The organism is Cytobacillus sp. T106, assembly GCF_040492155.1.
Taxonomy (GTDB): Bacteria; Bacillota; Bacilli; order Bacillales; family Cytobacillaceae; genus Bacillus_AB; species Bacillus_AB infantis.
In genome coordinates this window covers 127,850-143,135 of sequence record NZ_JBEUMK010000012.1, presented here as the reverse complement: position 1 = coordinate 143,135, position 15,286 = coordinate 127,850, and the positions used below count along the sequence as shown (strand labels likewise).

The window sequence follows — 15,286 nt, the reverse complement described above, 5'->3', positions numbered from 1 at the left end:
GACAATCCCGCCCTTTTTGTTTGCCTGAATCCGGGAACATATGTGCTATAATGGTACTATCATAGATGGCAAGGAGACCTTGTGATGACTAAAAGCTGGAGAATTTCTGCCAGAAGCCTGGCGGAATATGTCTATCGTTCCGGAAGCATTGAGTCCGGGTTTGCAGCAGCTTCCTCGATGGCTGAAGGAACGAAAGCGCACAAGAAAATTCAGAGTACTTATAAGGAAGAAGATGAATATGAGGTTTTCTTGAAGGAAGCACTTCAGCATGAGGAGATTGAGTTCCTTCTTGAGGGGCGATGTGACGGGATTATTCAGGAGGATGGGGAACTGGTTGTAGATGAAATCAAGTCGACGGCAAAGGATTTGTCAGCTTTCGATGAAGATACCCATCCTGTGCATTGGGCTCAGGCAAGATGCTATGCTTTTATGCTTGCAAAAGAGCGCGGGCTTGAGAGAATCACCGTTCAGCTTACCTACTTGCAGATCCACACTGAAGAAGAAAAGCGCTTCAGGAAGGTGGAGACTTTATCCTTCCTCGAAGGTTATGTGAAGGGGCTGATTGCTGACTTTTATCCTTACGCACGGCTCATGCTCCATCATAGGGAAAAAAGGGATACCAGCATTAAAGCCCTGCCTTTTCCCTTTCCGGAATACAGGAAGGGACAGCGAAGGCTTGCAAAAGCTGTGTACAAATCAATTCTGGATGAAAAGGACTTGTTTGCCCAGGCGCCGACCGGGACAGGAAAGACCATTTCAACTGCTTTTCCCGCCATCAAGGCGATGGGAGAGGGGCTGCTGTCAAGGATGGTCTATCTTACAGCCAAAACTATCACAAGGCAGGCAGCCGAAGAAGCTTTTTCATTGATGCAGCAAAAAGGCCTCCATATGCACACGGTAACAATAACGGCCAAGGACAAAATATGCTTTCAGGAGCAGACGGTCTGCCAGAAAGAGCATTGTCCGTTCGCTGACGGGTTTTATGACCGCCTCAATGAAGCAGTCCTTGATATCCTCTCTCATGAATCCATCATTGACCGGAGTGTTATTGAAAAATATGCCATGAAGCACACAGTCTGCCCGTTTGAATTTTCCCTGGAACTTGCATATGCCGCAGACGCAGTCATATGCGATTACAATTATATCTTTGATCCCCGGGTGTCCCTGAAAAGGCTTCATACAGAAGGCAAGAAAAAGACAGCTCTTCTGATCGATGAGGCGCATAATCTGGTGGACCGGGCGAGGGATATGTTTTCGGCGGATCTGGGGAAGCAGAATTTCCTTCAGCTGAAAAGGGCTTATAAAAACACGGCCCCGCAGCTTTCTGCAGCAGCTAAAAAGATGAATGATGTTTTTATCTCTTTCAATAGAGAATTAAAGGAGGAAAGCTATCGCATTCACGAAGAGCTGCCGGAAAATCTGCTGGAGCATCTTGAGGACTTTGCTCATTGCTCAGAAAAGGAGCTGATCAGCGGCAGGGGAGATGAGGGCCAGGAACTGCTGCTTGATACTTATTTTTCTGTACAGGCTTTCCTGAGGATATCAAGGCTGGCAGATGAGCGATTTGTCATTTATACAGAAAAGTCCGGAAAGGATGTAGTACTCAAGCTGTTTTGTTTAGATCCATCCTATCTTGTCCAGAAAATGGGCAAGGGCTTCCGCAGCAAACTCTTTTTTTCGGCTACCTTCCAGCCATTCGATTATTTCAAGAACATGCTGGGCTGGAATGAGGATCATTATTCCCTGTCATTGCCTTCCCCGTTCCCGAAAGAAAATGCAGAAGTTCTTGCTTTGCCGCTTTCAACTAGATATAAGGACAGAAGCGCGACAGGTGAAGCTTTGATCCGATCGGTAGAAAAGCTGGCAGCTGAACGGCCCGGGAATTACTTAATCTTTTTTCCGTCTTACCAATATATGAGGGAAATCCATGAACAAATGAAAGAATCCAGCACTATCAGGATGATGGTACAGGAACAGGGGATGGCAGAGGGAGAAAAAGAAGAATTTTTGTCTTCCTTTAAGGAGGAACCTGAAGAAAGCCTTCTTGGGTTCGCTGTGCTGGGCGGAATTTTCTCAGAAGGGATCAACTTGAAGGGAACCCGGCTCGGCGGTGTCATTATTGTTGGTGTGGGGCTTCCACAGCTGAGTCTTGAGCGTAATCTGATTAAAGATTATTTTCAGGCTGAAGGAAAAAACGGCTATGATTATGCGTATACTTTTCCGGGAGCCAATAAAGCAGCCCAGGCTGGCGGGCGCCTCATCCGTTCAGAGGAAGACACAGGAACCATCCTGCTGATTGATGACCGCTTCCTTCAAAAAAGATATGAACAACTGCTCCCTGCAGAATGGTTTCCGCTAAAAAGGCTCACACGATAAAAAAGGCTTGCAGGAAAAAAAACATTTTTAAAAATAGTTAGACTAGTCAGTTGACAGAAAGCCGACCTTTGTTGTAGGATTACTATGAAATCAATTGAATATTTCTTATCGAGAGTGGTGGAGGGACTGGCCCTGTGATACCCGGCAGCCGCTGACTTAGTCAGAATGGTGCTAAATCCAGCAAAGCGCAATGCTTTGGCAGATAAGATAGAGGCATACAAACTTCTTCTTATCGGAGAAGTTTTTTTTATTGCTGACAACAAGGTGCAAGTGAGAGGAGAAGAGACAGATGAAATACGGATTTTGGCTGCCGATCTTTGGCGGCTGGCTGCGCAATGTAGAAGACGAGAAGATGCCCCCGACCTTCAGCTATGCGAAAGAAGTCATCCAGGCAGCAGAGAAGTGGGGATATGATACCACATTAATAGCAGAACTTTACTTGAATGATATAAAAGGCCCGGAGCAGGATTCACTTGAAGCATGGTCAACTGCGGCCGCTCTTGCTGCGGTGACTGAGAAAATAGAAATTATGACGGCTGTCCGCCCAGGCTTCCATAATCCTGCGGTGACGGCAAAAATGGCAAGCAATATCGACCATATCAGCAATGGCCGTTTTACCCTGAATGTTGTATCCGCATGGTGGGAGGAAGAGGCGCGCCAGTATGCCGGCATCTTTACTGAACATGATGAGCGCTATGACCGGACAGAAGAATTCGTCAAGGTCATGAAGGGTTTATGGGAAGAAGAAACCTTTAATTTTGACGGCAGCTATTATTCTATTAAAAACGCCCATTTGTCCCCTAAGCCGGTGCAAAGGCCGAATCCGATCCTTTATGCAGGCGGAGAAAGCCCCCGCGGCAAGGAAGCAATTGTTAATCACTGCGATGCCTATGTGATGCACGGCGGGACAGTTGAAGAAGTAAAAACTAAAATTGATGACATGAGAGCACGCAGGCAGGAAAGCGGGAATGAGCCATTTAAGTCTTTTGGCATGGCAGCCTACATTGTCTGCCGCGACACAGAAGAAGAGGCGCAGGAAGAGCTTGCCCGCATCACCAATGTAAAAGAATCAAGCGGCTATGCAGGCTACAAAGATTTTGTAGGCAAATCGCAGCTTGAGCAGCAGGTAAAGCTGTACGATTATTCCGTTTCCAACCGGGGCCTCAGGCCAAATCTGATCGGAACCCCTGAACAGATTGCTGAACAGATTATTGCTTATGAAGAAGCCGGCGTCGATCTGCTTCTGCTTCAGTTCTCTCCACAGCTGGAGGAAATGCAGAGATTTTCGGAAAAAGTCATGCCGCTGGTTGAAGCCAAAAGGAAAATCTTAAAGTAAAAGAGGGAGAACATATGAGCAAAATACACATCATACACGAAAACAGCGAATGGACTGCCCATTTGACAAAAAGGCTGGAAGAGCTGGGTCTTCCTTATGAGGAATGGTTTTTGAATGAAGGGATTGTTGACCTGACCAGTGCACCTCCGGAGGGGATTTTCTACAGCAGGATGAGCGCATCTTCCCACACAAGGGGGAACCGCTTTGCACCGGAGCTGACGGAATCTGTCCTGTCATGGCTTGAGCAGCATGGCCGCACCGTTTTCAACGGAAGCCGCGCTTTAAGGCTGGAGGTCAGCAAAGTCAATCAATATACAGCGCTGAATGCTGCAGGAATCGCCACTCCGAAAACAATAGCAGCTGTCGGAAAAAATCAAATTCTTGAAGCAGCTGTAAAGCTCGACAGCGCTCCGTTCATCACGAAGCATAACCGCGCAGGCAAAGGGCTCGGCGTCCAGCTGTTCCATTCTCTGGACGCATTGAGGGAATATGTCGAAGGGCCGAATTTTGAAGAGCCTGTCGATGGCATCACTCTGATCCAGGAATATATTGAGTCGCCAGAATCATATATTACCAGATGCGAATTCGTGGGCGGAAAATTCGTCTATGCCGTCCAGGTGGATACATCAGAAGGCTTTGAGCTTTGCCCGGCCGATGCCTGCCAAATCGGGGATCTGTTCTGTCCTGTTGGCGAAGAGGTGGAAGAAAAGCCAAAGTTTAAGATCATTGAAGGCTTCAACGACCCGATCATTGAAAAATACGAAACCTTCCTCAGGAATAACGGCATTCAAATCGCCGGCATTGAATTTATTAAAAATGCCAATGGGGATATTTATACGTATGATGTCAACACAAACACAAATTATAATTCTGACGCAGAGGCAAAAGCAGGCAAATACGGCATGCTTGAAGCCGCCAAATTCCTCGGTGCCGAGCTTGAAAAAGAACAGGCTAAGGTTAGGGAATACAGCAGAGTGTGATAATAATAGAAGAAGGCCGCTCATTTGGGAGCGGCCTTTTTTGATAGTGTGACTTCAATTCCGGATGGAAGGAGCAGGATAGTGAAGGAATGGAGTGGGTTGCCAACAAAAAATTAATAAGCGGAGATTTTCCGGTTAAATTGATAATAGGGCTCGAAAGGGTATAAATAAGCGGAGATTTTCCGGTTAAGCGAAGCAAAATGGTGAATTTTCCTTTTTTTCGGGTCGATAGCCGGAATTTCTCCCTCTATTTAAGCTGTTTTTAGAGCTCTTTTGAAATTAACGGGAATTTCTCCGCTAATTTGTCAAACCGCGCTGAACCTCATCCTGTCCCTGGAAGGCCAGCTCTTTTAGTAGGGTGGGGTGGGGAAAAATTGCTCTTTTAGCTGGTATTCCTGCCTCACAACAAAATCGTTAATTGAACATACGGTTGCTTATCTTCAACAAAGTGCAATCTCTATAAAAAAAGCTCAGAGCATTATAGCTCCGAGCTTTTTGTGTGCTAATTTCACTGCTAAAGAGTCTGCTGCAAGTACTGCCAATTCGGACTTTATACTGACAGAACCCGAAATATTTTATACAACAGCTTTCTTCAACCCATTTGCCATTATAATTTCCAGCTTAGGATGGAAATACTGCACCACTAGGCCGAGTGTCAGTGTGACCAGGATGGTTCCAGGGCCGATCGCTCCCTGGAAAAGAAACGCCAGAATAAGGGCAAATCCTTCACTGGCTATACGGGAAGTCCTTAAAGAAAGGCCAAACCTGGTGTGAACGGCGACCATCAAGGTATCCATCGGGCTTGGAGGGAATTTTGCCTGAAGGTAGACGGCGATCCCCAGACCCATTGTCAATATGCCTGAGAGCAAAGTACAGGACTGGGTGAGCAGCATGCTTGGAGAAAAGTCCTTGAATACTGCCAGCAGCCAGAAATCAATCAAAGCACCAATGACCAGAATGGTTCCTGCCGCCAGGATTTCCGGCTTTTTCTTCAATAATATAGAGTTGATGATGATCAGAGCAATTCCATTTATGAATACACAAGTCCCTACGGTCAGCCCGAAAAGATGGGACTCGCCAACTGCCAGTGCATCCCAAGCAGAGGCGCCGAGGGCAGATTTGATAATAAGCGCCACACCTAACGTGAGGACAAGCAGCCCTGCTGCAAAAAATAAAATTCTTTCCTTCATGTTGTTCTCCTTTATCAGGCTGTTACACCTTATTTTCCTGTTTTAGCCGCATGAGAGAAAGCGGATTCATGCGGAAGATACATTGTATCATCACCATTTGCCTTATGAAAAGATTAATTTTTTCCCAACATAAACTTTGCTTCAAATTTGATGAATGTTTTCAAGTGGGTTAAAATATGGTATAGTATTTAACATTCGTTCACTATTAATTAACGAATCTTTTACAAAAACTAGGTTCTGAGCCCGTGGGTTTGGAGTATAACGTTTTTCCGAACTTAGCGGCTGCTAAGTTTTTCTAGTTTTGGCAGGAAGTATGAAATAGGAATTTGTGCTCTTGCAATAACTTTACAAATTAAGAGGTGTAAAAGGATGAAATCGATCTTAAAATCGCCTAAGGAGCTATTTAAAAACAGCATGAGCGTTTTTTTCCTGGCAGTTGTTTTGCTGTGGCTGAAAACATATGCTGCATACCAGATTGAATTCAATTTAGGAATCGACAACAGCATGCAGGAATTTTTGCTTTTCCTGAACCCGCTGAGCTCATCCCTTCTATTCTTGGGGATCGCACTATTTTTTAAAGGAAAGATACAGTCAGGCGTACTGATTGCTGTTCAGTTTCTGCTGTCTTTCCTGCTGTACGCCAATGTGGTGTACTACCGTTTCTTCAATGACTTTATTACAGTACCTGTCCTTATGCAGACAAAAACAAATGCCGGACAGCTTGGAGACAGTGCACTTTCGCTGATGTCACCGTTTGATATCCTGTACTTTGCCGACACGATCCTTTTGGTTGTGCTGGCAGCAGTCAAATGGTACAGACCGGCGAAGCATACACGGAAGAGAATGACGGCAAGCCTGGTGATTGCTGCTGCTGTCATCACATTCTTCATTAATCTTGGGCTTGCTGAAAAAGACCGTCCTGAACTCCTGACACGCTCATTTGACCGCAATTATCTGGTCAAGTATCTGGGCGCCTATAATTTCACGGTTTATGACATTATTCAAAATGCCAGATCTGCCAGTCAGCGCGCCATGGCAGACAGCAGTGATATCACAGAGGTTGAAAACTATGTGAAAGCCAATTATGCAGAACCGAATCCTGATTATTTCGGAAAAGCAAAAGGCATGAATGTGATCTATGTTTCACTGGAATCTTTCCAGACATTCCTGATCGACTATAAGCTGGACGGCCAGGAAGTAACACCGTTCCTGAATTCCCTGGCTCATAATGGACAGACTTTTTACTTTAAGAACTATTTCCACCAGACAGGGCAAGGTAAAACATCCGATGCCGAGTTCATGATGGAGAATTCACTGTATCCGATGTCCCAGGGGGCTGTTTTTGTCAACAAGGCCCAGAACACCTACCAGGCAGCACCTGCGATACTGAAGACGCGCGGCTATACGTCGGCCTCTTTTCACGGGAATTATAAAACGTTCTGGAACCGGAATGAAATTTACAAATCCTTCGGCTATGACCATTTCTTTGATGCCGAATATTACAACATGACAGATGAGAACACCAAGAACTATGGCCTGAAGGATAAGCCTTTCTTTAAAGAATCCATGCCGATGCTGGAAAGCCTGAAGCAGCCGTTCTATACAAAGTTCATCACTCTGTCCAACCACTTCCCATTCAAAATGGATGAAGGGGACACAGAATTCCAGCCGGCAGAAACAGAAGACAGTGTTGTTAACCATTACTTTACTTCTGCCAATTATATGGACCAGGCGCTTGAGCAGTTCTTTAACGACCTTAAAGCATCCGGCCTGTATGATAATACAGTGATCGTCATGTATGGTGACCATTATGGCATTTCTGAAAATCACAACCCTGCAATGGAGCAGGTTCTAGGCAAGGAAATCGATTCCTTTGAATATGCCCAGCTGCAGAGAGTCCCTCTTTTCATCCACGTACCTGGGGTAAAAGGCGGCGCGATGGACACATACGGTGGCGCGGTGGATGTAATGCCGACCCTGATGCATCTTCTTGGCGTCAGCACAAAAGACTATATGCAGATCGGTTCAGATTTATTGTCTGAAACCCACCGGGAAGTTATTCCTTTCCGCAACGGCGACTTCATCAGCCCGGAATACACTTCTGTTGATGAAAAATGTTACTCCACGGAAACCGGTGAAGAGCTTGAGGAAGGCAGTGCTTGTGTAAGGCTGTCAGAACAGGCGAAAAAAGAACTGCTGATGTCTGACAATATCGTGTACAAAGATCTGCTGAGATTCCACAATCCAGAAGGCTTTGAACCAATCAACCGCAAGGATTACAAATATATCAAAGAAGAGCCTGCCGAGGAAGCGAACCCAATGACAGGGCTTCAAAAATAAAACACCAAAAAGCAGAAGCCCCGGCTTCTGCTTTTTCCATGTTAGGATACTCCAAGGCAGGTGTAAATCCCCTTAAAATAGGGAAGCTATCTAAATAGCCACAGACTTTATATAACAGGAAGGAGAGGTAAACATGAGTGAATGCCAACTGAACCATTCAGCAGAAGATGTTAAAAATAAATATGAACAGCAAAAGGAACATCTCCCCAGCCAGCTCCAGCCGCTGATGGAAGAATTCCTGCAAAAAGAACACACACAGGAAATCCTGAATGACGTATTTCATCTATTGAAGAAATATGACCTGGCTTCTGAAGACGAGAAGGAAGAACGGGAGAGAAGGCTGTATTTGGTTGTTAATAATGTCTAACAGCAGATTAGAGAGCTGCTGTAATCGGGTTAAGAATGCATCATGTATTTTTAAATAGCCACAGTGATATGAGCAGCTATCTATGTTTGAAGAAGTGAGCTTCATACAGCTGCAAAATCGCCATATAATTAAAAAAGCCCTGGTGTTTGCAGTGGAAGGCACACAGACTCCTGCGGGAAATAGCGGAAGAGTTGAGACCCCGCAGCGCGCGGCGCGAGGAGGCTTAGGCTTCGCCCCGCGGAAAGCGAAGTGCCTGGAACGGAAAACACCAGCCCCATTTAAAAGTAAAACAAATTTTAAAACCATACTTATAATTTTCTGAGTATCAAAAAGAGCCACAATGGCTCTTTTTTGCTGTCTGTTAAAGGAAATTGCCGAAAATCGTCGAAGTTGTTAGGTGAGAAGCAAAAAAACGAATTTTTTCATTTTAACAAAGGAGTCTCCATGGAAGGTAATCAAGGTTTACACACAATAAGCACGGAAATCAAAGACCTGGAAAAAAGATTCAAGCAGGAGATAGAACCTTATCGCTCTTTACTGTGGAGATATTGCTACAGACTGACGGGCTCTCCATGGGATGCAGAAGACCTCGTCCAGGATACATTGCTGAAATCCCTGGCTATGCTCTCAAAGGTCTTTCAAGAGCTGAATGTAAAATCCTACTTATTCAAAATCGCCACTAATACATGGATCGATCAGCAAAGAAGAAATCGGATTGCCTATACAGATTCATACCCTGTAGAAATTCTGGAAAGCGGCAGCGAGAAGGAGCTTGAGATTCTCCCAGCCCTCGATTATCTGGCCCGCCAGCTGAGTCTGAAGCAATTTGTCTGCCTTCTGCTTACAGACGTTTTTCTTTTTACAGCAAAAGAGGCTGCAGATATCGTCAGTCTTTCGCCTGGTGCTGTCTATGCAAATGTACAGAGAGCAAGAGATGTGTTGAAGAATATCCCTGAAAGAGAGCAGAATCATAGACTGCAGGAAGGGATAGCTATATCTGCCTCACTTGACAAAACAATCAGCACCCTGCTCGAAGGCTTCCGAAGAAAAGACATGGCCATGATTGCTTCTCTTCTTGACGAGAATCTTCTCACAGATATTACCCATGCTGGAGTGGAATTTGGAAAAAGAGAAACAGAACGAAATTCGCTCAAAGACTGGGCAGAGGTGGTATCCAGGCAGGAAGGGGCCGAAGCCGCCATCACGACGCTATGGGGCAGGCAGGTCATTTTGGAGTTTGCTCTTAAATCCGGAGAGAAGCTGCTGCAGAACATTCACTTTATGGAACTGGAAAATGATAAAATAGTGTATTGGAAATTTTATTGCTTTTCCTGGGATTTAATGAATGCAGCTGCAAAAGAGCTGGATGTGAAACTGGGAGCTGAATATTTTTATCATATTTTTTAAATCCCGCGTATAATTTGGCATCTTTTTCCCGTTATAGATCTTGAAGAGCTGTTGTTCAGGTTCTATTTAAAAGACAGGGAGAGATGGGAAGATGAAAACACCTATAGTCAATAGGATGAATACCGTTTTTGTACATGTGGCAGATCTGGAAAAGTCAGCAGGATGGTACTGTAAGCTTCTTGGCCAGAAAGTCACAGAGCCGGTTGAGAACCCGGTATATAATGTAAAAATGAATGGGGCAACCGGTCTTACCCTGGATGCAGGACCTTACGGTGAAAGGGAAAGACCGCAGGCAGGGCTTTATCCATTGTTCAACCTGCATACTGAGGACATTCAAGAGGCATACAGCTGGATGGAAAGCGAGGGTTTTGCCGTTGACCCAGAGATAACCCGCTTTGACGATTTCAGCTTTTTCAACGTAAAAGATCCTGACGGCCATATCATTATGATTTGTACAGGATAAAAAGCATGGGGAGACAGAAAAAATGACAGAGATAATAGTAAGGCTGCCTGCGGTCGAAACTGCACAAATGCTCATCAATGAAAGATTCCCGGACTGCAGTGGGGCCATCCTTGGAGGAAGTGTCGTAAGGGGAGAAGCAACCTCCACTTCAGATCTGGATATCATTGTAATCTATGATAAAACTGGTTCTGTCAGAAGAGAATCCTTCTATTATAAAGGATGGCCGGTTGAGCTTTTTGTACACACCAAAGATTCGTGCAGGGGATATTTCCAGAAGGATGCAGAAAGGGCCAGGCCGACGCTTCCACGGATGGTGGCGGAAGGGTTGGTGCTTAGAGGTAAGGACTTTCTTGGCGGGGTTAGGAAGGAAGCTGCCGCCTTGATGGCTGCGGGCCCTGCTCTGTGGACAGATGCTGAGCTGACATTTAAGCGCTATTTCCTGACTGATGCACTGGAGGATTTCATCGGCAGCGCCAAAAGGCATGAATCTCTTTTTATTGCTGGAAAGCTGGCTGAGCTGGCGCATGAATTTCTTCTTAGAACCAATAAACAATGGATTGGCCAGTCTAAATGGATTTACAGGGAATTATCCTATTATGATCAAGCTCTGGCATACAGGTTTGCGGAATGCTTCGACGGCTTTTATCAATTCGGGGAAAAACAGCCCGTCATTGAGCTTGTGGATGACATCATGAAGCCATTTGGCGGCAGATGCTTTGACGGTTTTTCGCTAAGTGGGAAATAATCATAAGAAATAATAAAAAGGAATGAAAACCCAGATGGAAAAGTTATATTATCAAGATCCTTACATAAAAGAATTTACAGCTTCGGTCATCTGCCAGGATCAGAACTCTGACGGTAAGTGGTATGCAGTTCTTGACCGGACTGCTTTTTATCCGACCGGAGGAGGCCAGCCCTTTGATACAGGGACGATTCACGGTATCTCTGTAACTGATGTTGAAGAAGAAGAAGGCGAAATCAGGCATTATCTTGAAGAGAGGCTTCCGGAATCAGGAGAAGTCGATGGAAGGGTTAACTGGCAGAGAAGATTCGATCATATGCAGCAGCATTCAGGCCAGCATATTCTATCTGCTGCCTTTGATGAGCTGTTTGGGTACAGGACTGTCAGCTTTCATCTTGGAAAAGAGACTTTGACTATCGATATTGAAACAGAGAACCTGAGTGAGGAAGAAGCAGCAAGGGCAGAAAGAAAAGCGAATGAAATTATTACCGATAATCTTCCGATCGAAACCAAATGGGTCAGTGAGAGTGAGCTTGCGGCCTACACATTAAGAAAAGAAACTAAGGTAAAAGAGAATATCCGCCTTGTTATCATTCCTGAATTTGACTATAACGGCTGCGGCGGAACCCACCCAAGAGCTACCGGGGAAGTCCAGGCGATAAAAATTCTCGGCTGGAGCCGGCAGAAGAAGCAGACCAGGGTAGAATTTGTCTGCGGCGGCAGGGTGCTGAAGCAGCTGCACACTAAGAATGTAATTGTGAATCGGACAAGCCAGCTGGTCAGTTCGCCTGAGGGTGAAATACCCGATGCCATCATCAAGCTGCTCGATACGCAGAAACAGATGGAAAAAGAACTGGAGGAACTAAAGAACCAGCTGCTTGAGCAGGAAGGAAAGGAATATGCCAGAAGCATCCTTGATGGATCACCCATCATCCGGAAGGTTTTTCGCGATAGAAATGTTAAGGAGCTTCAGAAACTGGCCAAGTCTATTGCCATTCAAAATGACCAGGCGATTGTCTTGTTTGCAGCGGAAAACGGCCGGCAGCTGCAGGCCGTATGTGCGAGCGGAACAAAAACGGAGGCAGATATGAAAAAGATCATCCAGTCCATTCTTCCTGCCATTCAGGGCAGAGGCGGGGGAAACAAGCATTTTGCCCAGGGAGGCGGAGAAACTGAAATGAGCGGAGAAAGGCTTCTTGAGCTGATGGGGGATAGTCTTTGATTGATTTTTTGTGGAAGGTCCTGGGAAATATGGGATCTTCCTTTTTTTTGATGTGGTGTTTTCAGCTTTTCTTTTGTCAGAAAAGTGATTTTTGGTAGTATGGCTGGCTATTTTAGTGGTCTTTCAGCGAAGTAGTGGTCCCAGCGAGCATGGCTAGGCTAGAACCGCTATTTTAGCTTTACACAGAAATAGTGGTCCCAGCGAGCATGCCTAGAACCACAATTATGGCTATTCGCAGAAATAGTGATTACTGTCCACCCCTCAGTATCATATGTAAAGCACGCTTGACGTAAAGTTCCCTTTACAATATAGTAAAACCAAGGAGGGCGTTTATGAAAAATAATTTGGCAGAGCTGAGAAAGAAGCATGGTTTTTCGCAGGACCGGCTTGCGGCCAGGCTGGGTGTCTCAAGGCAGACGATCATTAGCATTGAAAAAGGAAAATATTCACCTTCTCTTCCGCTTGCATTTCAAATTGCGAAGACCTTTGATACAACGATTGAACATATTTTTATCTATGAAGAAGAAACAAACAAGAAAGGAGAATGAACGGATGGAATCAAGACTGACTTTCTATATATGCGGGGGCTTATTTTTAATCATGACCCTCTTTATGGCCGTCATTGCTATATCGGCAGGGGAAAGCATCCTGCCGCAGACATGGACACTTCTTTCGATGACAGTTATGAGCTTTTCAATGGGATACCTTTATCCTCAATTCAAGCAAAAGGACGAAAGAATGAAGATGATCCGCCAGAAAGGCCTTTTTTACGCTTATTTTGCCCTCATTGTCTATTTCTTCATCTTTTTTCTGCTGCTTGGTCTTGGGATTATTGATATTTCTGCGCTTGAGCTGATGGAAATTTTATCCAGCCTGACAATCAGCACGGTCTTTTTGTCCATGGTATACGTTTCTAAAAGGATTTGACAGGGACGGCGGAATTTAACAGAACTGAAATCCTGCCATTTTGAGAAAGCTAAAAAGGTAAATCTCAATAAAAAGGCGGGTATTCTATGGCAACTTTATTATATATCACTGCACATCCCCATGATGAAACACAATCATTCAGCATGGCTGCCGGAACGGCATTTATTGAATCTTACCGTGAATCCAATCCAGGGGATGAAGTCATAAGGCTTGATCTGTATAAAGAGCATATTCCCCAGATTGATGCAGATGTATTCAGCGGATGGGGCAAGCTTCGCACAGGCAGCTCTTTTGATGACTTGTCTCAGGAAGAAAAAGAAAAAGTGAACAGGCTTTCTGAACTGACTGAGCAATTTGTTTCTGCGGATAAATATGTTTTTGTTACTCCTTTGTGGAACTTCTCATTTCCTCCAGTGATGAAGGCATATCTTGATTCTGTTTGTACAGCAGGGAAGACATTCAAATATACAGAACAAGGGCCGGTAGGTCTTCTTCCTGATAAGAAGGCCCTTCATATCCAGGCGCGCGGCGGGATCTATTCCGAGGGTCCGGCTGCAGAGATGGAAATGGGCCACCGCTATATAGGAATCATTATGCAGTTCTTTGGGATTCCTTCTTTTGAAGGCATTTTTATCGAAGGCCACAATCAATTCCCGGACCGCGCCCAGCAAATTAAAGAAGAAGGCGTGGCAAAGGCGAAAGAGAAAGCCAAAACCTTTTAAGCATGAAAAAAAGAGATTTCTGCCAGGCAGAAATCTCTTCTTGTATTTAGAATTTTGCAGCTGTATCAGCAGCCTGCTTGATGCCTTCAGAAATGATTTCTTCCGCTTTATCAGGGAACTGGTTGTGCCCCTCGGTCACGATGGAAGTGACGTCCTGTACTCCGAAGAAAGCCAGAAGTGTACTTACATACTTCTCAGACATTTCGACCTCTGCAGCAGGGCCTTCTGAATAAACTCCGCCCCTTGCATTCAAGAGAGCGACTTTTTTATCAGTAAGAAGTCCTACAGCACCGTTTTCAGTGTATTTGAATGTTTTGCCGGCTTGTGCCAGATAGTCAAAGTATGTGTGAAGGACAGCTGGGACCGTAAAGTTCCAGAGCGGGAATGCGAACACAGCTTTATCCGCCTCAAGGAATTGGTTCAAATACTTTGTGACGCGGGCTGCAGCAGCTTCTTCTTCTGCAGTCAGCTCCATGCCCTGGCCTAGCTTGTACATTGCTGTAATATGAAGATTATCATAATAAGGAAGATTTTCTTCAAACAAATCCAGTTCAGTGACGGTATCTTCCGGGTGGTTCTCCTTATAGCTGCTTAGGAATGCATCGTACATTTGCACGCTGACTGCCTGATCAGCTGGGCGTGAGTTTGCTTTGATGAATAATACGTTTGACATAAGAATAATTCCTCCGTTAGTTACTAAGAAGTTTTCCGCAGATTAAATACTTTTAATTCAAGATAATAAGCGGATATTGGCTATTATAGCTAGTCAGGCTGAATGGGTCAAAGCATCTGCTTATACAAAAAACATTTAAGTCTACTCCAGTCCTGAAGCTGTCAATAAAAAAAGAAGGCGCCGGTCTCCCGGCCCGACTTCCTTCGATTACTCACAACTATGACGATGCTTTTAACTGGCGCGCTTTCCTTTTTCCCCACATTTTTTTCACGATCGGATAGGCTATAGGAGCCCATTTAATGATATTTTTCACCAATTTCTTCATAGCGGGATACCTCCTCGGTTTATTTCCATTTCTATTCCCTTTCAGTGCCGGGGACAAACCTGCAGAGGGTAAGAGACAGTCCTGCTTTGAAAGGCGAAAATCTATTTTGAGATGTGAGAGAATAGTTTTAAAAATGGCATGTCAAATCTAGCTGTGTAGCTGTTTTGTTACATTTAGCGGAACACTCCTGGTTGTTTACTGCTTACACTGGCTAGT

The 15,286-nt window shown here is 44.9% G+C and carries 14 protein-coding genes and 1 riboswitch; of the genes, 12 read left to right on the top strand and 2 right to left on the bottom strand.

All coding sequences use genetic code 11. The features are described 5' to 3' along the window. The first annotated feature begins 84 nt into the window (after positions 1 to 84). From ABU165_RS19515 to ABU165_RS19505, 3 genes are all read left to right on the top strand, one after another. A complete protein-coding gene (locus tag ABU165_RS19515; RefSeq protein ID WP_101547612.1) occupies positions 85 to 2,376 on the top strand; it encodes a helicase C-terminal domain-containing protein in 2,292 nt (763 codons plus the stop codon). A gap of 102 nt (positions 2,377 to 2,478) precedes the next feature. After that, positions 2,479 to 2,585, top strand: a riboswitch (SAM riboswitch). Positions 2,586 to 2,665: 80 nt separating this feature from the next. Further along, positions 2,666 to 3,712: an LLM class flavin-dependent oxidoreductase gene (locus ABU165_RS19510; RefSeq protein ID WP_009791620.1), complete on the top strand. Its 1,047-nt coding sequence runs from the start codon at positions 2,666 to 2,668 to the stop codon at positions 3,710 to 3,712. Positions 3,713 to 3,726: 14 nt separating this feature from the next. Next, on the top strand, positions 3,727 to 4,692 hold the full coding sequence (locus ABU165_RS19505) for an ATP-grasp domain-containing protein (RefSeq protein ID WP_101547613.1): 966 nt from the start codon (positions 3,727 to 3,729) through the stop codon (positions 4,690 to 4,692). A 575-nt stretch (positions 4,693 to 5,267) separates the two neighbouring features. Here ABU165_RS19505 and ABU165_RS19500 read toward each other — a convergent pair. After that, positions 5,268 to 5,882 (bottom strand): YczE/YyaS/YitT family protein, encoded by a 615-nt coding sequence (locus tag ABU165_RS19500; protein ID WP_094767304.1) that lies wholly within the window; start codon positions 5,880 to 5,882, stop codon positions 5,268 to 5,270. A gap of 369 nt (positions 5,883 to 6,251) precedes the next feature. Between ABU165_RS19500 and ltaS the strand changes: the two genes are divergently transcribed. From ltaS to ABU165_RS19455, 9 genes are all read left to right on the top strand, one after another. Beyond that, the gene (ltaS, locus tag ABU165_RS19495; protein ID WP_094767303.1) at positions 6,252 to 8,222 is read left to right on the top strand and encodes a lipoteichoic acid synthase; all 1,971 of its coding nucleotides are present in this window, start codon (positions 6,252 to 6,254) and stop codon (positions 8,220 to 8,222) included. A gap of 133 nt (positions 8,223 to 8,355) precedes the next feature. Further along, on the top strand, positions 8,356 to 8,589 hold the full coding sequence (locus ABU165_RS19490) for a hypothetical protein (protein WP_009791624.1): 234 nt from the start codon (positions 8,356 to 8,358) through the stop codon (positions 8,587 to 8,589). A gap of 444 nt (positions 8,590 to 9,033) precedes the next feature. Continuing rightward, positions 9,034 to 9,996: an RNA polymerase sigma factor gene (locus ABU165_RS19485; RefSeq protein ID WP_101547614.1), complete on the top strand. Its 963-nt coding sequence runs from the start codon at positions 9,034 to 9,036 to the stop codon at positions 9,994 to 9,996. A gap of 91 nt (positions 9,997 to 10,087) precedes the next feature. After that, positions 10,088 to 10,459: a VOC family protein gene (locus tag ABU165_RS19480; RefSeq protein WP_101547615.1), complete on the top strand. Its 372-nt coding sequence runs from the start codon at positions 10,088 to 10,090 to the stop codon at positions 10,457 to 10,459. A gap of 22 nt (positions 10,460 to 10,481) precedes the next feature. Next, complete coding sequence (locus tag ABU165_RS19475; protein WP_101547616.1) at positions 10,482 to 11,204, top strand: nucleotidyltransferase domain-containing protein; 723 nt, start codon at positions 10,482 to 10,484, stop codon at positions 11,202 to 11,204. Between the two features lie 34 nt (positions 11,205 to 11,238). After that, on the top strand, positions 11,239 to 12,423 hold the full coding sequence (locus ABU165_RS19470) for an alanyl-tRNA editing protein (RefSeq protein ID WP_101547617.1): 1,185 nt from the start codon (positions 11,239 to 11,241) through the stop codon (positions 12,421 to 12,423). Positions 12,424 to 12,755: 332 nt separating this feature from the next. Next, positions 12,756 to 12,971, top strand: a complete 216-nt coding sequence (locus tag ABU165_RS19465) for a helix-turn-helix transcriptional regulator (RefSeq protein ID WP_101547618.1) — start codon at positions 12,756 to 12,758, stop codon at positions 12,969 to 12,971. A gap of 4 nt (positions 12,972 to 12,975) precedes the next feature. Beyond that, complete coding sequence (locus ABU165_RS19460) at positions 12,976 to 13,350, top strand: permease (protein ID WP_148949588.1); 375 nt, start codon at positions 12,976 to 12,978, stop codon at positions 13,348 to 13,350. Between the two features lie 86 nt (positions 13,351 to 13,436). Continuing rightward, entirely contained in the window at positions 13,437 to 14,072 is a 636-nt protein-coding gene (locus tag ABU165_RS19455) for an FMN-dependent NADH-azoreductase (RefSeq protein ID WP_009791632.1), read from the top strand. A gap of 46 nt (positions 14,073 to 14,118) precedes the next feature. Here the strand turns inward: ABU165_RS19455 and ABU165_RS19450 are convergent, their stop codons facing one another. Further along, complete coding sequence (locus ABU165_RS19450; protein WP_101547620.1) at positions 14,119 to 14,745, bottom strand: FMN-dependent NADH-azoreductase; 627 nt, start codon at positions 14,743 to 14,745, stop codon at positions 14,119 to 14,121. Positions 14,746 to 15,286: the final 541 nt, after the last annotated feature.